Origin of the sequence: Wenjunlia tyrosinilytica (genome assembly GCF_014646055.1) — a bacterium.
GTDB classification, from domain to species: Bacteria; Actinomycetota; Actinomycetes; order Streptomycetales; family Streptomycetaceae; genus Wenjunlia; species Wenjunlia tyrosinilytica.
The window spans coordinates 1-17,957 of record NZ_BMMS01000006.1 but is presented as its reverse complement, the minus strand read 5'-3'; the positions used below and the strand labels follow the sequence as shown (position 1 = coordinate 17,957).

General features: G+C 71.7%; 14 protein-coding genes and 1 pseudogene. 6 read left to right on the top strand and 9 right to left on the bottom strand.

Annotated features, from left to right (window positions below; translation table 11 throughout):
• Positions 1-12: 12 nt before the first annotated feature.
• Together IEY86_RS08210 and pdhA are read right to left on the bottom strand one after the other, a co-directional pair.
• Positions 13-987 carry an alpha-ketoacid dehydrogenase subunit beta gene (locus tag IEY86_RS08210; protein WP_229698241.1) on the bottom strand — a complete coding sequence of 325 codons (975 nt, stop codon included), beginning with the start codon at positions 985-987 and terminating at the stop codon, positions 13-15.
• A 1-nt stretch (position 988) separates the two neighbouring features.
• Positions 989-2,179, bottom strand: a complete 1,191-nt coding sequence (gene pdhA / locus IEY86_RS08205; protein ID WP_189130889.1) for a pyruvate dehydrogenase (acetyl-transferring) E1 component subunit alpha — start codon at positions 2,177-2,179, stop codon at positions 989-991.
• 363 nt (positions 2,180-2,542) lie between these two features.
• Here pdhA and IEY86_RS08200 point away from each other — a divergent pair, with 363 nt between their 5' ends.
• The 3 genes from IEY86_RS08200 (at position 2,543) to IEY86_RS08190 (ending at position 4,947) form a co-directional block, all read left to right on the top strand.
• Positions 2,543-3,220 (top strand): response regulator, encoded by a 678-nt coding sequence (locus tag IEY86_RS08200; protein WP_189130888.1) that lies wholly within the window; start codon positions 2,543-2,545, stop codon positions 3,218-3,220.
• A 202-nt stretch (positions 3,221-3,422) separates the two neighbouring features.
• Complete coding sequence (locus IEY86_RS08195; protein WP_189130887.1) at positions 3,423-3,869, top strand: pyridoxamine 5'-phosphate oxidase family protein; 447 nt, start codon at positions 3,423-3,425, stop codon at positions 3,867-3,869.
• A gap of 43 nt (positions 3,870-3,912) precedes the next feature.
• Positions 3,913-4,947 (top strand): phosphotransferase, encoded by a 1,035-nt coding sequence (locus tag IEY86_RS08190; protein ID WP_189130886.1) that lies wholly within the window; start codon positions 3,913-3,915, stop codon positions 4,945-4,947.
• A 101-nt stretch (positions 4,948-5,048) separates the two neighbouring features.
• Here IEY86_RS08190 and IEY86_RS08185 read toward each other — a convergent pair whose 3' ends face one another.
• Positions 5,049-6,743 carry a protein kinase domain-containing protein gene (locus IEY86_RS08185; RefSeq protein ID WP_189130885.1) on the bottom strand — a complete coding sequence of 565 codons (1,695 nt, stop codon included), beginning with the start codon at positions 6,741-6,743 and terminating at the stop codon, positions 5,049-5,051.
• Positions 6,744-7,118: 375 nt separating this feature from the next.
• Here IEY86_RS08185 and IEY86_RS08180 point away from each other — a divergent pair, with 375 nt between their 5' ends.
• Entirely contained in the window at positions 7,119-8,831 is a 1,713-nt protein-coding gene (locus IEY86_RS08180) for a protein kinase domain-containing protein (RefSeq protein WP_189130884.1), read from the top strand.
• 101 nt (positions 8,832-8,932) lie between these two features.
• On the opposite strand, the gene IEY86_RS08175 is transcribed toward IEY86_RS08180, so the two are convergent.
• The 6 genes from IEY86_RS08175 to IEY86_RS08150 all read right to left on the bottom strand — a co-directional run bounded on the left by IEY86_RS08175 (position 8,933) and on the right by IEY86_RS08150 (position 15,690).
• On the bottom strand, positions 8,933-9,481 hold the full coding sequence (locus tag IEY86_RS08175; protein WP_189130883.1) for a bacterial proteasome activator family protein: 549 nt from the start codon (positions 9,479-9,481) through the stop codon (positions 8,933-8,935).
• Between the two features lie 204 nt (positions 9,482-9,685).
• Positions 9,686-12,520, bottom strand: a complete 2,835-nt coding sequence (locus IEY86_RS08170; RefSeq protein WP_229698240.1) for an FtsX-like permease family protein — start codon at positions 12,518-12,520, stop codon at positions 9,686-9,688.
• Positions 12,517-13,257: an ABC transporter ATP-binding protein gene (locus IEY86_RS08165; RefSeq protein ID WP_189130882.1), complete on the bottom strand. Its 741-nt coding sequence runs from the start codon at positions 13,255-13,257 to the stop codon at positions 12,517-12,519. Before IEY86_RS08165 ends, IEY86_RS08170 begins: the two co-directional genes overlap by 4 nt.
• Entirely contained in the window at positions 13,254-13,898 is a 645-nt protein-coding gene (locus tag IEY86_RS08160) for a PadR family transcriptional regulator (RefSeq protein WP_189130881.1), read from the bottom strand. Before IEY86_RS08160 ends, IEY86_RS08165 begins: the two co-directional genes overlap by 4 nt.
• Before the next feature lie 153 nt (positions 13,899-14,051).
• Positions 14,052-14,603 carry a hypothetical protein gene (locus IEY86_RS08155; RefSeq protein WP_189130880.1) on the bottom strand — a complete coding sequence of 184 codons (552 nt, stop codon included), beginning with the start codon at positions 14,601-14,603 and terminating at the stop codon, positions 14,052-14,054.
• A 109-nt stretch (positions 14,604-14,712) separates the two neighbouring features.
• The gene (locus IEY86_RS08150) at positions 14,713-15,690 is read right to left on the bottom strand and encodes an NAD(P)H-quinone oxidoreductase (protein ID WP_189130879.1); all 978 of its coding nucleotides are present in this window, start codon (positions 15,688-15,690) and stop codon (positions 14,713-14,715) included.
• A 102-nt stretch (positions 15,691-15,792) separates the two neighbouring features.
• Here IEY86_RS08150 and IEY86_RS08145 point away from each other — a divergent pair, with 102 nt between their 5' ends.
• Positions 15,793-16,947 (top strand): CapA family protein, encoded by a 1,155-nt coding sequence (locus tag IEY86_RS08145; protein ID WP_229698239.1) that lies wholly within the window; start codon positions 15,793-15,795, stop codon positions 16,945-16,947.
• A 153-nt stretch (positions 16,948-17,100) separates the two neighbouring features.
• Positions 17,101-17,957 (top strand): annotated as a pseudogene (locus IEY86_RS08140) (HAMP domain-containing protein); the annotation flags it as partial.

Genomic DNA, 17,957 nt, shown 5'->3' with positions numbered 1-17,957 from the left:
TCACGACACCCCTCAGAACGCGAGCGCGCGGTCGACTGCGTCGAGCACGCGATCGAGGTCGGGCAGGTACTCGTCCTCCAGTCTGGACGGCGGGTACGGCGCGTGGAAACCGCCCACACGCAGCACCGGAGCCTCCAGATGGTAGAAGCATCGCTCGCTGATCCGGGCCGCGATCTCGGAGCCCATCCCCAGGAACACGGGAGCCTCATGGGTCACCACCAGGCGCCCGGTCTTCTCGACCGACGCCTGCAGCGTGTCGAAGTCGACCGGGGAGAGCGAGCGCAGGTCCACGACCTCGATGCCGCGGCCGTCCTCGGCCGCGGCGGCGGCGACCTCTAGGGCCACGCGCACCATGGGGCCGTAGGCGGCGAGCGTCAGGTCGGTGCCCTCGGCCACCACTCGGGCCTTGTGCAGCGGGTCCGGGATCGCCTCGGTGCTGACCTCGCCCTTGTCGTAGTACCGGGCCTTCGGCTCGAAGAAGATCACCGGGTCGTCGGTGGCGATGGCCTGCTGGAGCATCCAGTAGGCGTCGGAGGCATTGGCCGGGGTGACCACCTTCAGGCCCGCGGTGTGCGCGAAGTACGCCTCCGGGGACTCGCTGTGGTGCTCCACCGCGCCGATGCCGCCCGCGTAGGGGATGCGGATGACGACCGGCAGCTTGACCTTGCCCAGCGCGCGGGCGTGCATCTTGGCGAGCTGTGTGACGATCTGGTCGTAGGCGGGGTAGACGAACCCGTCGAACTGGATCTCCACCACCGGCCGGTAGCCGCGCAGCGCCAAGCCGATCGCGGTGCCGACGATGCCGGACTCGGCGAGGGGGGTGTCGATCACCCGGTCCTCGCCGAAGTCCTTCTGCAGCCCGTCGGTGACGCGGAAGACGCCACCGAGCTTGCCCACGTCCTCGCCCATGATCAGGACCTTGGGGTCCGTCTCGAGCGCCTTGCGCAGGGAGGTGTTGAGGGCCTTGACGATTGGCATCCGGGTCATGTCAGTGCCCCTCTCCGGCTGCGGCGTCCGCGAAGGAGGCCTGGTATTCGGCGAAGGCCGCGCGCTCCTCGTCCACGAGGGCGTGGCCGTCGGCGTAGACGTTGTCGAAGATCGCCAGGGTCTCGGGGTCGGGCATGTTGCGCACGCCCTCGCGCACGCGCTTGGCCATCCGGTCGCTCTCGGCGTCGATGTCGGCGAGGAACTCCTCGTCGGCCAGGCCGTTGTCCGCCAGGTAGGTCCTCAGCCGGGAGATGGGGTCCTTGAGCGCCCAGGCCTCCCGCTCGTCGTCGTGGCGGTAGCGCGTGGGGTCGTCCGAGGTGGTGTGGGCGCCCATGCGGTAGGTGAACGCCTCGATCAGCATCGGGCCCTGGCCGGTGCGCGCCCGCTCCAGGGCTGCACGGGTGACGGCCATGACGGCGAGCACGTCGTTGCCGTCGACCCGTACCCCCGGGAAGCCGAAGCCCGCGGCGCGCTGGTACAGCGGCACCCGGGTCTGCTTCTCGGTGGGCTCCGAGATCGCCCACTGGTTGTTCTGGCAGAAGAAGATCACCGGAGCGTTGTAGACCGCCGCGAAGGTGAAGGCCTCGTTCACATCGCCCTGGCTGGAGGCGCCGTCGCCGAAGTAGGCGATGACCGCCGAGTCCGTCCCGTCCATCTGCGCGCCCATGGCGTAGCCGGTGGCGTGCAGGGTCTGGGAGCCGATGACGATGGTGTAGAGGTGGAAGTTGTTCTGGTTGGGGTCCCAGCCGCCGTGGTTCACACCGCGGAACATCCCCAGCAGGTTCAGCGGGTCCACACCCCGGCACCAGGCCACGCCGTGCTCACGGTAGGTGGGGAAGACGTAGTCGTCGTCGCGCAGCGCCCGGCCGGAGCCGATCTGCGCGGCCTCCTGGCCGAGCAGCGAGGCCCACAGGCCCAGCTCGCCCTGGCGCTGGAGCGCCGCGGCCTCGCCGTCGAAGCGCCGTGTCAGCACCATGTCCCGGTACAGCCCGCGCAGCTCCTGCGGGCTCAGGTCGATGGAGTAGTCCGGGTGCTCGACGCGCTCGCCCTCGGGGGTCAGCAACTGGACGAGTTCGGGGGCGGCCGCGGTTGTCGCGGTGCGGGGCGCCTTGGCCTTCGCGCGCGTGCGCGGCGCGGCCTTCTTGGCGGCACGCGGCGCCTTGCCGGCGCCCGCCGTGCTGTCGACGGTCACGTTCACTCCTCGGTCTGTCCGGCCCCCGGGGTCTTCCGACGGCCGTGTCCGGTTCACCCGGCGCCGCCGAGTCGCACGGGGTGGGTGCGGCTGGGACCCTCCCGCGCCGATGGCGGGCTGGAGGGAGGCTCCGGGTGGTGACAGGTGCCCCGGTGACAAGCCTGCAAGGGGAACGTTACCCAGTACCGGCGCGCTTGTGCGTAGCGCCCCGTTGATGGCGAATTACTAGGGTTTCCGAGTTGTTCCCGGTCCCGTTCCATTCACGTTCCGTTCCCGCAGGCCACCGGGACACGGGGCACGCTATCCCGCCGATCGGACTGGCGTAAGAGGCTTCGGGCGGTGATTGTGTGCGACCCTGATTCCGTGCCCGAAAATGGACAAATCAGAGTTTTCCTGCTCGATGATCACGAAGTGGTACGGCGGGGCGTCCACGAGTTGCTGTCCGTGGAGCCCGACATCGATGTCGTCGGTGAGGCGGGTACCGCGGCCGACGCCCTGGTGCGCATTCCCGCGACGGATCCCGACGTCGCGGTGCTCGATGTGCGCCTGCCCGACGGCAGCGGCGTCGAGGTGTGCCGGGAGATCCGCTCCAACCACCCCGACATCAAGTGCCTGATGCTCACCTCCTTCTCCGACGACGAGGCGCTCTTCGACGCGATCATGGCCGGAGCCGCTGGATATGTGCTCAAGGCGATCCGCGGCACGGATCTGCTGACCGCCGTGCGGGACGTGGCCGCCGGAAGGTCCCTGCTCGACCCCGACGCCACCGCCCGCGTGCTGGAGCGGCTGCGCGGCGGCGAGAGCAAGGAGCAGGACGAGCGGCTGTCGGCCCTGACCGATCAGGAGCGCAAGATCCTGGACCTCATCGGCGAGGGGCTCACCAACCGCCAGATCGGCGACCGGCTGCATCTCGCGGAGAAGACGGTGAAGAACTACGTCTCCAGCCTGCTGTCCAAGCTCGGGATGGAGCGGCGCACCCAGGCGGCCGCGTACGTCGCCCGGATGCGGGCGGACGAGCACCGTCCCCGCCGGGAGGAGTAGGGCGCGCCCGGCGGTACGGGGCCGGGGGGCGGGCGCGGTACGGCACAGGGCCTGCGCGGGCTCGGCGGGGCTCGAAGGGCGGGCTCGGCGCCCGGTGTGACCGCCGGCACAGCCAAAGATCCCGTTTCAGGACCAACGCCCCCGCGAATCCGGGGCGGCCGCCCCTGCTCACGGCCGCCCGCGGGCGGGCAGCCTGGTGGGAATGTGGACCGATGCGCGCACTGTCACCCGACCGCTCGACGCGGAAACCGGCCTCTCGCTGCTCTCCCGCGCCCGCTACGGGCGCCTGGGGGCCAGCCGAAGGGCGCTGCCGTCGATCGTGCCGATGCGCCATGTCGTCAGCGGCGGAACGGTCCTGCTGCGCACCCACCGCCCGTGGGGCCACCACACCGCCTGCGACGGCGCGGTGGTCGCGTTCGAAGCCGGCCATTTCGACCCCGCCGCCCATGAGGCCGCCTGGACGGTCCAGGTGATCGGCCCCGCGAGGGTCGTCGATCCCTCGCGGGAGGAGCGCGCCCTGTTCGGCGGCGCGCCCGCCTCGATAGACGGCGAGCCCTACGATCCCGTGCACGTCAGGATCGAGCCGAGGATCGTCACCGGCCGCACCAGCGCGGTACCCGGCGCGCGACGGGCACCCGACGACATGTGATTCGCGCCGGTTGTGCGCCCCAGCCTGAATTAACATCTGCGCCGTGACACTCGGTCAGGCAACGGCGCCTACCGGCGGCTTACTCGGTGCGCTCCTGCACCGGTACGGCGTCGGCGACCCGCTGTCCTGCGTACCCGTCGCCAAGGGGCTGCTCAACCGGGGCTACCGCCTCTCCACCACCCGGGGCGAGTTCTTCCTCAAGCACTACCTCGACGGCGACGAGGACGTCATCGCCCGTCAGCACCGGGCGACGGTCCGCCTCGACGAGCTGGGCCTGCCCGTAGCCTCTCCCGTGGCCGACGGCCAGGGCCGCACCGTCACCGTTCTGGAGGACGGCCGCTGTTTCGGGCTCTACCCCTGGGTGGAGGGCCGCCACCGCGAGGGAACGGAGCTCAGCGCGGGCCAGTCCGCGCGGCTCGGCGCCCTGCTCGGTCTGGTGCACACCACGCTGGCCGAGGTGCAGAAACTCCCCCAGCAGCGCCCCGACACCACCGCCGCCCACGATGCCGCCGACCCCGAGCACACCCACCGGCTCATCGACGAACTGCTGGGGCTGGTGCGCGGGCAGGCGTCGTACGACGCGTTCGACGAGCTGGCCGAGCGGCGGCTGGTGGAACGGCACGCCCTTCTCGACCGCTGGGCCCACCGCAGGCCCGAGGCGGGCTCCGAGCCGGAGCCCGGCTGGGTGCACGGGGACTTCCACCCGCTGAACCTGCTCTACCGGGGGCCGGAGCCCGTCGCGATCCTGGACTGGGACCGGCTCGGGGTGAAGCCGAGGGCCGAGGAGGCGGTACGGGCCGCCGCGATCTTCTTCCTGGGGCCCGAGTACGGGGCGCTGGACCTGGTGAAGGTGCGCCGCTACGCGCGGGCGTACCGGCAGGCGGCCGGGGTGCCGGTGGAGGAGCTGGGCGCGGCCGTGCACCGGGTGTGGTGGGAGCGGCTCAACGACTTCTGGATGCTCCAGTGGCGCTACCAGGAGCACGACCGCAGGGCCGACCCGCTCTTCCCCGCGGCGGCGGCGCTCGTCGTGTGGTGGACACGAGAGTACGAGGCGGTACTGGAGGCGTTCACCGGATGACCGCCTCCGCACCGCGGCGGACGGCCGGGCCGGCGGACCGCGAGGAAGGGACCGCGAGGAAGGGACCGGGCGGGCCGCCGGGGACGGCCGGACCGGTCCGCTCAGCCGCCCGCCGTGGTGGCCGCCGTGCCGCCGCCGTCCGCGCCCTGCGCCCCGGCGGTTGTGCCCTCCGCCGCTCCGCTGTCCGTGCCCGCGGTGGTCCCGCCGTCGGCCGTCCCACCGTCGTCGGTGCCGCCGTCGGCGGGGTCGCCGCCGGTCCCGCCGTCCGTGGTGGCACCGCCGTCGTCGGTGCCACCGTCGGTCGTCGTGCTGGTGCCGGGGTCGGAGCTCGCGGGCGGGCTCGTGCTGGGGGTCGGGTGGTCGGACGGCGGATTGGAGTGGGACGGCGTGGCGCTCGCCCCTCCCGTGCCGCCTCCATTGGTGTCCGACGGCGTCCAGGACTGCTGGCCCCCGTCGCCGGGGGCGGTCTGGCTCTGGTCGTCGCCGCCGGGCGTGGTGCTGTCGTTCTTGTGGTCCTGCGGTCGCGGCTGGTGGGTCTGCTTGGTGTCGCCGCCGCCGCCGCCGTTGTTGAGGTTGCCGTTCCAGGCGGCGAAGGCGCCCGTGCCCACGGCGAGTATCGACGCGGCCACGATCAGCGCGGCCTTGCGGAAGCCGCGGCGCCGCCTCGGCTCACCGAAGCCGTCGGCTCCGGAAGGGCCGATCAGGACGGGCGGAGGCAGCCGGTCGGTGGCCCCGGTGCCGTGCGGCGGGGTGTGGGCGGCCGTGCCGTGGGCGGGGGTGTGCACCGCGGTCGCCGCGCCCATGCCGCGGGGCGGGGTGGCGCCGAGGTGGCCGGTGCCCCAGGTGCCGGTGTTGCCGCCCTCCTGCTGGAGCATCCGCAGCGCGTACTGGACCTCGCCGCGCATCTCCTCCGCGCTCTGGTACCGGTCGTCCGGCTCCTTGGCGAGGGCGCGCAGCACGAGCCCGTCGAGCTCCGGCGGCACCCGGTCGGAGATCTCCGAGGGGATCTTGGGATCGTCCTGGACGTGCTGGTAGACCACCGACAGCGGGGTCTCGCCGGTGAACGGGGGACGCAGCGCGAGCAGTTCGTAGAGCAGGCAGCCGGTCGCGTACAGGTCGGAGCGCGCGTCCACGGCCTTGCCGAGCGCCTGCTCGGGGGAGAGGTACTGCGGAGTGCCCATGACCATGCCGGTCTGGGTCATGGTGCTGGCCGCGCCGTGCAGGGCGCGGGCGATGCCGAAGTCCATCACCTTCACGGCGCCGCTGTTGGTGATGATGACGTTGGCGGGCTTGATGTCGCGGTGCACGATGCCGTGCTGATGGCTGTAGGCGAGCGCCTCCAGCACACCGGAGACGATGATGAGCGCCTGGTCGACCGGCGGTGCCTCGGTGTTGACCAGCAGGTCGCGGATCGTCCGTCCGTTGACGATCTCCATGACGATGAACGGGACCGTGTCACCGTTGGCCAGCAGGTCCTCGCCGGAGTCGTAGACGGCGACGACGGCGTGGTGGTTCAGCCCGGCGACGGCCTGGGCCTCGCGGGTGAAGCGGGCCTTGGCCACCGAGTCGGCGGCGAGATCCGCGCGCAGCAGCTTCACCGCGACCGTGCGGCCGAGTCGCACGTCCTCGGCCGCGAACACCTCGGCCATGCCTCCACGGCCGAGTCGGTGGGTCAGACGGTATCGGCCGTCGCCGACCATGCCGTCGCTGCCCCACTGCTCGGGGGCATCCGGCTGGCTCTCGCCACCGGCGGCCCGACCGGGCCCGGGGTCCCCATCGGCTTGCGTCGGTGCCATCAGTCCTCGCCGTCGCTCATCGGCTCGTACACGGTCGTCTCTCCTTCAGCACGCTACCGCTTCGGGGGATGGCATCGGGACTCGCAAAGCGAACAAACCATCCCTCATGCCAACAAAATCATCGGATCCCACGGCCGTTGGACCCCGGGACTCCGAGACGCAGAGCCCCTCTACCCCAACGAGCCCGCCCCCGTGAGGGCACGCTCGGGGGCCACGGGACGATAGCGATCCGATAACCAAGGTCGCAGGGTATTGGGCATCCGGTGACGGAACGGTCAAGCAACTTGACGTGTCAGGGCGCTCAGGCAGACTTGGCGGGCAGAATACAGACGCGAGCGCGAGGTGCATGGCGGTGCGCCGAGGGGGAACCATCACATGAGCGGGGACGGCGCACAGGGCGGAGACGTCAAAGGGCGCTCGGTCGGCAACGGCCGGTACGAACTGCAACACCTCCTCGGCCAGGGCGGCATGGCTTCCGTGCACCTGGCGTACGACACGGTCCTGGACCGCCGGGTGGCGGTGAAGACCCTGCACACCGAGCTCGGCAGGGAGCAGTCCTTCCGCGAGCGCTTCCGCCGCGAGGCGCAGGCCGTCGCCAAGCTCAACCACACCAACATCGTCTCCGTCTTCGACTCCGGTGAGGACGTGGCCGAAGGCGCCGCCGTCCCCTACATCGTCATGGAGTACGTCGAGGGCAAGCCGCTGCGCGACGTGCTCGACGAGGACGTGGCCGCGCACGGCGCGATGCCCGCCGAGAAGGCACTCAAGATCACCGCCGATGTGCTGGCGGCGCTCGAGGCCAGCCACGAGATGGGCCTGGTCCACCGCGACATCAAGCCCGGCAATGTGATGGTGACCCAGCGGGGCGTCGTCAAGGTCATGGACTTCGGCATAGCCCGCGCCCTCCAGTCGGGTGTCACATCGATGACGCAGACCGGCATGGTCGTGGGCACCCCGCAGTACCTCTCCCCCGAGCAGGCCCTGGGCCGCGGGGTGGACGCGCGCTCCGACCTCTACTCGGTCGGCTGCATGCTCTTCGAACTCCTCACCGGGCGCCTGCCGTTCGAGGGCGACTCGCCGCTGTCGATCGCGTACCAGCACGTCCAGGAGGAGCCGGTGGCTCCCTCCACGATCAACCAGGCCGTGCCGCCCGCGGTGGACGCGCTGGTGGCACGGGCGCTGAAGAAGAACCCGGCGGAGCGTTTCCCCACCGCCGAGTCGATGCGCGACGAGGCCGTGCGGGTCAACCGCAACGAGAACACCGGCAACACCCCGCTGATCATCAGCGAAGGCCCCCGCGCCAACAGCAGCGCGGTCGCCAACGCGGTGTTCCCGCCGGTGCCCGGAAGCCTGCCCGGCGCGCACGGCAACCTCCAGACGCCCTACCAGCCGCCCACCCCGCCACCGGCGTTCGGCCCGCAGACCCCGCCGCCGAACCCCGGCCCCATGCCGCACCGCACCCCGATCCCGAACCAGATGAACATGGGCGCCCCGCACGGGATGCAGACCCCGCCGCCGCCCCCGGGACAGGCGACCCCGGCCCCGTTCAACATCAGCCCGCAGCCGGGTCCGGGCATGCGCCCGCAGACCAGCAACGGCGGCGGCTGCTCGACGGCGATGATCGTGGTGGGCGTTGTCCTCGGTGTGATCGCGCTGGTGGTGGCGATCATCGTCGTGGCGGCGGTCAACTCCAACGACAAGAAGGCCGACCCCGACCCGGTCAGCTCCTCGACGTACACACCCTCCACAACGGCGGGCGCCACCGGCGGCTCCTCGACCGAACCCTCGGACACCCCGTCGGCCGAGCAGAGCATCAAGCCGGGCACGTCGTACAACAACATCAAGGCGTCGGCGTGCACACAGGCCTACAAGGACTCCAAGGGCGAGGTCCTGGTGCCCAGTTTCAAGCTCGGCAAGATCGAGGACGCCCGCGACTGCGCCGAGGCCGCAGGCTGGAAGCTGATCGAGAAGAAGGAGAACGAGACCCTGTACGGCCAGGGCATCGTCGTCGACCAGTCCCCCCACATCGAGTACGTCGACCCGAAGAACCTCGAAATCACGGTGTGGGTCTCCACCGGCCACGAGTGATCGTGCCGGTCCCGAACCAGCGGCGCGAAGACACGGCGCGCCAAGGCGGGAACACGAGTGGGCGGGTGCCGGTCGGCGCCCGCCCACTCGGTCGTCCGGGTCTACAAGTACGGGCCCGAGCGGTGGTGTTGGCCCTCTTCGTCGGGGTCGTGGCCGCCCACGCCCGGGGGGAGGGCGCGGCGCATCTGTTCCAGCTGGGCCCGGGCGGCCATCTGCTGGGCGAACAGGGCGGTCTGGATGCCGTGGAAGAGGCCCTCCAGCCAGCCGACCAGCTGGGCCTGGGCGATACGCAGTTCCGCCTCGCTGGGGACGGAGTCGTCCATGAACGGGAGCGAGAGGCGCTCCAACTCCTCGACGAGCGCGGGCGCGAGGCCCTGCTCCAGCTCCTTCACCGAACTCGCGTGGATCGCCTTCAGCCGCTGGCGGCTCGCCTCGTCCAAAGGCGCGGCGCGCACCTCCTCCAGAAGCTGCTTGATCATGCTGCCGATCCGCATGACCTTCGCCGGCTGCTCCACCATCTCGGTCACGGGGGTCTCTCGGCCCTCGTCGCTACCGACGGGCTGCGACCCACCACCGAGCGCCATGCCGTCGGGGCCGACGACCAGCACGTGCGGGTTCTGCTGAGACCGTTCGTTGCTCGGCATATCCATGAGGCCATTCTCTAACACAGGGGTGGTTGTCTTTGGTGTGCCCCCCGCATGACACTCGAACACGCATGGGCACGAACTGATGACGGAAAGTAAGCGAATTCCGTACGAAAACAGGGCCGGGACGCGCCACGCACGTCCCGGCCCCCTCGCTCAGCGGGACCCTCGCTCAGCGGGACCTCGCCCACCGGCCCCGCGCCGCAGCGGTCACTGCGCCGCCCTGCGGGCCGGCGCCGTACGGGAGCGGGTGAACAGCGCTGCCAGCAGCGCCGCGCCCAGCGGCACCGCCACCAGCAGTTCGAGCAGCGTCGTCCACGGCACGACGATCGGCATGTGCACCGAGGTCGTCCCGATCGAGCGCCCCAGCCTCACCGCCTCCTCGTACTGCGCCACCGCCTGGCGCTCCTGGGCCTTGCGCAGACCGATCGCGGGGACCACACCCGCCGCCGCCCCGAGGGCCACGCCCATCGCCGCGACGACCCCGCACTGGAAGCCGGACAGGGTCCTGCGCACCCGGGGCGCCGCGCCGATGGCGGCGAGGGTGTTGAGGTCGGCCTCGGCGTCCGCCTGGGACAGACCGGTGGCGATACCGGCGGCGCCGATGGTCACCAGGCCCGCGAAGACGGACAGCGCCATCAGGACGAGGCTGCTGTCGGCCTGGTAGCCCCGCTCGATGTACGGATCCGCCCGGACGTTGAGCTTGGCCAGCGCCCCCTTCAGCTCCTGCCGCTGCTCGGTGGAGACCCCGTGGGAGAGCGTGTAGTACGAGCCGAACGGCGCCGTCTTGAAGTCGGCCTCGGCCGCGGCCGTTCGCGGCATGAGCGCGACGAGGCCGTACGCGTTGTGCTGGGCCAGGTGCGCCTTGACCGGGACCGGCCGGCCCTTCTGCTCCTGATCGCTCTCGACGACCCTGTCGATCACCTTCAGCGTGATCCGGCCGTCCTTGACGTACTTGCGGTCGAACACGACGGTCTCGCCGCGGCGCAGCGCCCGCTCCGCGGACGGGTCGTGGATGCCGAGGGCGGCCAGCACCTGCGGGCCGCCGACCAGCGTGTCACTTCCGGAGCGCATCATGTAGGCGCCCCAGCCGTTTTCGTAGTGCTGCTCGCAGCGCCAGTCCTTCCGCAGCCCGCGCCGCTGGGCAGCGGTGAAATGCGCGCCGGTGTCCTCCTTCTCCAGCGGGCAGGTGTTCCGCTCCGGCACGACCAGCTCGATGGAGCCGCAGCCGTTGGAACCGCTGTACGGGCCGCAGTCCTTCCCGCCCACCCAGATCCGGTCGACGTCCGCGCGCTCGGCGACCGGCAGGGTCTTGGCGACGGTCGCGCGGATCTGCCCGAGCTGGCCCTTCTCATCGGCGTCGACGGAGAGCGCGGCCCGGTGCTCCGGCAGCGATCTGCGGTACTCCTGCCGGTGCTGCTGGTCCGCGCTGGCCGCGTAGGTCGCGACTCCGACGGTGCCCGCGACGGCGGCGAGGACCGCGGCGACAGCGGGCGCCGTGCGGCCGCGGTTGCGGACGGCGTCGCGCAGGGCGAGGCGGGGGGACAGCGGCATCCACCGCCCCAGGCGGCCGAACAGCCCCACCAGCGCCGGTGTCAGGGCGACAATCCCCAACTCCGCGATACCGGAGCCGGCGGCGACCCCCAGGACATTGTCATAGGACAGCGAGCCGACCAGGGCGATGCCCACACCCAGCAGCACCGCGCCGAGCCCCACCAACGGCAGCACCCTCGACGAGTGGCGCACCCCGCGGCGTCCGGTCAGCGATTCGAGGACGCTCTGCCGGGAGGCGACGAACGCCGGGACGATCGCCGCCAGCACTCCGGTGACCAGGCCGACGGCGGCGATGCCGGTCAGTTCGAGCGGGCGCAACTGGATGGCGCCGAACCGCGCGCCGACGTAGTCCTCCAGGATCGGGCGCAGCGCGAGCGTGAGTCCGAAGCCGAGCGCCACGCCGATCACGGCCGCCGCCGTGCCGATCACCAGGCCGCCGGACAGGACGATGGCTCGGATGTGGCGCCGGTCGCCGCCGTTGGCCCCGACCAGTCCGAGCTGGCGGCGCGAGCGGCGCGCCCCGACGGCGAACGCGGGCCCCGCCAGCAGGCAGATCTCCAGCATCGCCATCCCGACGACGGTGGCCGCCATGACGACCATGGTCTGGTCGGTGCCGAGGTCTCCGGACCGCTGGTAGTCGCCCTGCGTGTACAGCGGGACGTCCTGGTCGGCCGGGGGATTGAGGACGACGTCCTTGGACATGACCATGACGCCCTTGGCGTTGGCCTCCTTGGCCATGTCCCAGGTGACCCGCCCGCCGACGGAGACGAGGTAGTTGGTCGTCGCCGTCGACTCCCCGTGCTTCGCGGCGGCCCTGTCCAGCACGGGCAGCACCGCGCCGGGCCTGGCCAGCAGTTCCTCGCGCTCGAGCTCGTCGGGAGCCTCGACCGCGCCGACGATCGTGAGCAGGGCGCCGCCCATTCCGCGCAGGGTCGTGTGCGAACCCACGTGCAGACCGCTGCTCTTGAGGAATGCCTCGGTGGCCGCGACCTCGTTGGGCCGTGCGGGCAGGTCACCGCGCAGGAGGGTGAAGATCCCGGCGGCGAGGGGGTGGCCGGCGTCGAGTTCGCGGACGGAGATGTCGAGCAGTCCGTGCCGGGTGCGGGCCAGGGCCCGCCCGCTGCCCTCGGTGATCCATTTGGCGCCCTTGGGCAGGGCCTTGATCACATTGCTGTGCTTGCCGCTGAGGACCCGGGGGTCCTCCTCGTAGCGCTCGGCCACGCTGAAGCCGTAGTCGCCCTTGGGCTCCTGCATGATCGGCGCGCCACCGGTGTCCGCGGACTCGTAGCGGGCGTCCGCCGCCCCGAGCCGGCGCTCCAGCTTCTGGGCCTCGCTGATCTGGCCGCTGCGGATGGTGATGTCGGCGGCGCTGACGCCGACGATCGGCAGGGCGATCATGAGCAGGACGAGCAGGCTGCGCCCTTTGGAGCGCCAGGCGTCGCGGCGGGCGATGCGGATCGCCGCCCGCCAGGAGTGGAGCAGGCCGGTCACCGGGCGGCCCCGCCCGACAGGAGCGTCTCGGCCCGGGAGCGCACCGTCTGATCGACCATCGAGCCGTCGCGCAGGAAGACCACCCGGTCGGCCCAGGCGGCGAACCGCGGCTCATGGGTGACCAGGACACCGGCGGCGCCCGCGTCGCAGCGGGCGCGCAGCAGGGCGAGGACGGTCTCACCGGTCTCGGAGTCCAGGGCGCCGGTGGGCTCGTCGGCGAGGACGAGGCGGCGGCCGCCGACGAGCGCGCGGGCGATGGCCACGCGCTGCTGCTGTCCGCCGGACATCTCGTCGGGGAAGCGGTCGGCGAGTTCGGTGAGGCCGAGCTCCTCGAGGGCCGCGAGGCAGTGGCGGCGGGCCTTGCGGGCCGAGGTGCCGTCGAGTTCGAGGGGCAGGGCTATGTTCTCGGCGGCGGTCAGGGCCGGGATGAGGTTGTAGTCCTGGAAGACGTAGCCGATGCTGCGGCGGCGCAGGGCGGCGGCGCCCTTGCGGCCGATGGCGGCGATGTCGATGCCCTCGACGAGGACACGGCCCGAGGTGGGGGTGTCGAGGCCGCCCGCGAGGGTCAGCAGGGTGGACTTGCCGGAGCCGGAGGGGCCCATCACGGCGACGAGTTCGCCGGGGAGGACGGACATGTCGATACCGCGCAGGGCATGGACCTCGGCGGCCCCGGTGCCATGGACGCGGGTGAGGCCCTCCAGGGCCAGGACGGGGCTGTGCTGATTGTTCTCGGTCATGGTCGTGTCCCCCCTCGGACGGTGGTGCGGGCGGCGGAGGGCGGTGCTACCGGTCCCTCGGGCCCCTGGGCGGGCCGGTTGGACCGGTCGGCGGCGAGCCGGGCCAGACGTGTCTCGCAGTGATCCAGCCAGCGGGCCTCGGCCTCGGTCTGGAAGATGAGCTGTTCGAGGACGAGGAGCCACGCGACCTCGTCGCGGCCCGCCCCCTCCCCGTAGCCGCCGCCGGGCATCTCGGCCAGGGCACGGGCCTTGAGGCGTGTGTAGTCCTGGAGTGCCTGGACGGTGTGGTGCCGCTGGGCCTGGATGACCTCGCGGATGTCGACCCCCGGTGCGCCGACGGCCATGGCGAGCTTGATCGCGAGCTCGTTGCGCGGCGGATTGGCGCGGTCGACGGGGGTGGAGAACCAGGAGCGCAGTTCCTCGCGTCCCTGATCGGTGATGGCGTAGAGCGCGTGCCCGGCGTCGTCCTCGCCGGAGGGCTCGACGAGCCCGTCCCGCTCGAGGCGGCCAAGGGTGGTGTAGACCTGGCCGACGTTGAGCGGCCAGGTGGAACCGGTGCGGGACTCGAACTCGGTACGCAGCTGGTAGCCGTAGCGAGGGCCGTGTTCGAGCAGGGCAAGGAGCCCGTGGCGGATGGACATACTCAGTATGTATACCGAGTATGCACCGCCTCGACAAGCATTCCTGGCCAGCCGTGGCATACGGCCGAGTGAGGGACGGGGCTCGTAGGCCCCGCGACGCGGACCCGGCCGCGGCGCGACCCGGGCGCGCGAGCCCCGGGGCCGAAGGAGTGCCTACGGCCGGCGCAGCCGCACACCCAGCAGGGCGGAGCCCAGGCCGATCAGGGTCAGGCCCGTCCCCAGCGGGAGCAGGCCATCGGCGGTTCCCGCCGGGAAGGGGGCCGTGGCCGTGTTGCGCGGCTCGACACCGTCGGCGCCGCTTTGCCACTCGGGCGCGGTCCGCTCCAACTGCGAGCGCTGCGGCGCCCGTTCACGCGTCTGCGCGGCGGGGGCGGCCCCGGCCGGTCCGGAGTGCCGCCGCTTGGGCGCCGCATCCTCGGAGGAGCTCTTGCGATGACTCCTCCCGGCCTTCTCCGCCTTCTTGGCGGGCCGCTTCGCCGCGCCCGACGGGGCGGGCCGGCGCTTGTCGCCCGGATGCGCGGACTTCGGCGTGTGCCGGGGAGGTCCGGCCGGCTTGCGTTTCGGCTCCGCAGAGGCCGTCCCGCCGCCGGGAGCGGGGGGAACGGCGTCGGCGGCCCACGCGGGGGACGCCGGCGCCAGCAGGGCGACGGCCAGAAGGACGCCTGCCGACCAGCGAAGGGTGCGCGGTGCGCGTACTGCGGCCACAACCGTTCCCCCATCTCCTCGTAAGGCGCCCCGTCAGGGGCGTGGCCGAGTGTCCGGTTTCAGGCTGGCACAGCTATACGAAAGGGGCATTTCGGGCGAGGAGGGGCTGTCAGGGCGTCAGCAGCACCTTTCCGATGTGGGCGCTGGATTCGAGCACCTGGTGGGCCTCGGCGGCGTCCTCCAAACGGAGGATCCGGTCCACCACCGGCCGCACCCGCCCGGCCTCGACGAGCGGCCAGACGTGCTCGCGCACCTCCGCCACGATCGCCGCCTTCTCCCGCGGCGGCCGTCCGCGCAGCGTGGTCGCGGCCACGCTCGCCCGCTTGGTCAGCAGCCGGCCGAGGTCGAGCTCGCCCCTGGTCCCGCCCTGCAGGCCGATGACGACCAGCCGCCCGTCGACGGCGAGCGTCTCGACATTCCGCCCGAGGTACTTGGCGCCGATGATGTCGAGGATCACATCGGCCCCGGCGCCCCGCGTGGCCTCGCGCACACGTTCGACAAAATCCTCCTCGCGGTAGTCGACCCCGACATCCGCCCCCAGCTCCGCGCAGCGGGCCAGCTTCTCCGGGCTCCCCGCGGTCACCGCGACCCTCGCCCCGACCGCCTTCGCCAGCTGGATCGCCATCGTGCCGATGCCGCTGGAGCCGCCGTGCACGAGCAGCATCTCCGCGGGCCGCAGACGGGCCATCATGAACACCGTCGACCAGACCGTGCACGCGGCCTCCGGCAGGGCGGCGGCTGTGACGAGATCCACACCCCTGGGCACCGGCAGCAGCTGCCCCGCCGGGACGGCCGCCTTCTCGGCATAGCCGCCGCCGGAGAGCAGGGCGCACACCTGGTCGCCGACGGCCCAGCCGGAGACGTCGGGGCCGAGCGCGGCGATCGTGCCCGAGCACTCCAGCCCGGGGTAGCGGGAGGCCCCGGGCGGCGGGTCGTAGAAGCCCTGGCGCTGGAGCAGATCCGCCCTGTTCACGGCGGCGGCCGCGACCTCGACGAGCACCTCCGCCTCGCGGGGCTCCGGGTCGGGGACCTCGGCCCATACGAGCGCGTCGGGACCGCCTGGTTCGGGAATCGTGATCGCATGCATGGCGGCGAGGCTACTCGCCTGCCCCTTGGCGGACCGATGGCGGCACGGCGGCCTAATATCCGTTTTGTCCTGGGAATTTGACACGTCAGAGACCATACGGACGTGTCCAAACGCTTCCGCCGCATATCCGCCGCTGTTGTCGCCGTCGTCTGCATGGGCGGCGCCGTCGCCGTCGCCAGGACCGTCTCCGGCGAGGAACGGCAGCGCGACGCGCCATCCTTCAGCATCGTGGCGGGCGGTGACATCCTCATCCACCCCGAGCTGACCGCTCAGGCGCAGAAGGACGCGAAGGCCGAGGGCAAGCCCGACATGGACTTCGATCCGCTGATGGCCGGGGTGGCGCCCGTGATCAAGCAGGCGGACCTGGCGATCTGCCACTTCGAGACGGTGACGGCGCCGGGGCCGAAGGGTCCGTTCCTCGGCTACCGCAAGTTCGCCGTCCCACCGCAGATCACGACCACGCTCAAGCACATCGGGTACGACACCTGCTCGACCGCCTCGAACCACACACTCGACCACGGCCCCGAAGGCATCAAGCGCACCCTCGACGCCCTGGACGCGGCCGGGGTGCGGCACACCGGCTCGGCCCGCTCCGCCGAAGAGGCGAAGAAGATCAACATCATGACCGTGCGCGGTGTGAAGGTCGCCCACCTCAGCTACGCCTACGGCTTCAACGACACCACGCTGCCCAAGGACAAGCCGTGGCTGGTCAACCAGATCGACGAGAAGCGCATCGAGGCGGATGCCCACCGCGCCCGCCGACTGGGCGCCGACGTGGTGATCACCAGCCTCCACTGGGGCCGCGAGCAGCACAACGAGCCCACCCGTATGCAGCTGGACCTGGCCCGGAAACTGTCCCGCGACAAGGACATCAGCCTGATCCTCGGCCACCACGCGCACGTCGTGCAGCCCTTCGAGAAGATCAACGGCACCTGGGTCGCCTACGGCCTCGGCAACGCCGTCGCCAAGCACGACAAGCCGATCGGGACCACCGAGGAGGGCGTGCTCGCCTGGTTCCGCTTCGCGCGGATCAACGGAAAGTGGCAGGTCAAGCAGGCCGACTTCATCCCGACCTTCGTCGACCTGAGCAAGGACATCCGCGTCTACGACGTGGCCTCGGCCCTGAAGGACCCCTCCCTGCCGAAGAACAAGAGGGCCCGGTTCCGTCTGGCGTTCCACCGCACCGAGGGCATCGTCCTCAACCGCGGCGGCAACTCCGACGGCCTGAAGCCTCTTCAGGGGATCGGCAACGGCTGAAACGCCAACACATCATGGTGGTTTCGTGAACAAATCCCAGGTGTCCAACGTGTTATGTACTTTGACCGCACCCCGGCACAACCGTGTGAGCCGGACACTGGTCCAATGACTTGGATCGGTCCCCTGCGCGCTGCGCACCGGAAAGGAAGACTCTTGGCCACGGCACAGCGCCAGAACCAGACTCCTCGCTCGCGGAAACTGCGACGTCGGGCCGACATGCCGCTGCTGGGCGGCATACGCCCGCCCGTGGCGGCGCTGCTGGCCCTGCTCCTGCTCGTGGCCGGGGCCACCGCGCTGTGCCTGGGCCAACAGGACAACCGGGACGTCCCCAAGGCCGTTCTCACCTCCCAGCAGCACGTCGCCGAGGACGGCGCCACCGCGCTGCGCGCCTCGCTCGACGAGAGCACCACCGACCTGCGCCGCGCCGCCGCGATGCTCAACGCGGCCAAGCCCGTCGAGCCCGATGTCGTCCTCAGCAGCCTCACCAAGGTCTACCGCAAGTGGCGCGGCACCGCCGTCGTCGACCTGGCCACCGGCGGCCTGCGCGCCGCGCGCGGCGAGAACGTCCCCCTCGACGCCATCGACCTGAGCAATCTGCCCGACGGCCTGCCGCCGCGCCTGGTCAAGATCAAGTCCGGTGAGACCCGCCTGCTGGTCTTCGCGATCCTGTCCTGGACCGGCAAGCCGCAGCAGCTGCTCATCGCCTCCGACAGCCTCCAGGTGCCCAGCATCACCACCGGCCAGGACCGCACCCTCCAGGTCATCGACCCCAAGGGCCACGTCCTCGCCGCCGACGGACCCGGCGCCGGCGCCAAGGCGGCCAAGAGCCTCGCCGTCGAGGCGGTGCGCCAGCTCCACGGCAGGCGCCCGTCCGAGACCGCGGCCAGCGGCGGCTTCGACGGGCCCAGCGGCAAGATCCTCGGCGGCGTCGCCGAGGGCTCGCGCACCGTCGCCGGATACGCCGCCGTCACCCCCGGCATCGGCACCACCACCGACACCAGCCTCGCCGG

Coding starts and splice junctions, on each gene's coding strand:
- IEY86_RS08210 (WP_229698241.1), bottom strand. CDS start 987: ATGACCCGGATGCCAATCGTCAAGGCCCTCAACACCTCCCTGCGCAAG.
- IEY86_RS08195 (WP_189130887.1), top strand. CDS start 3,423: ATGTGGACCGATGCGCGCACTGTCACCCGACCGCTCGACGCGGAAACC.
- IEY86_RS08185 (WP_189130885.1), bottom strand. CDS start 6,743: ATGGCACCGACGCAAGCCGATGGGGACCCCGGGCCCGGTCGGGCCGCC.
- IEY86_RS08180 (WP_189130884.1), top strand. CDS start 7,119: ATGAGCGGGGACGGCGCACAGGGCGGAGACGTCAAAGGGCGCTCGGTC.
- IEY86_RS08175 (WP_189130883.1), bottom strand. CDS start 9,481: ATGGATATGCCGAGCAACGAACGGTCTCAGCAGAACCCGCACGTGCTG.
- IEY86_RS08165 (WP_189130882.1), bottom strand. CDS start 13,257: ATGACCGAGAACAATCAGCACAGCCCCGTCCTGGCCCTGGAGGGCCTC.
- IEY86_RS08160 (WP_189130881.1), bottom strand. CDS start 13,898: ATGTCCATCCGCCACGGGCTCCTTGCCCTGCTCGAACACGGCCCTCGC.
- IEY86_RS08150 (WP_189130879.1), bottom strand. CDS start 15,690: ATGCATGCGATCACGATTCCCGAACCAGGCGGTCCCGACGCGCTCGTA.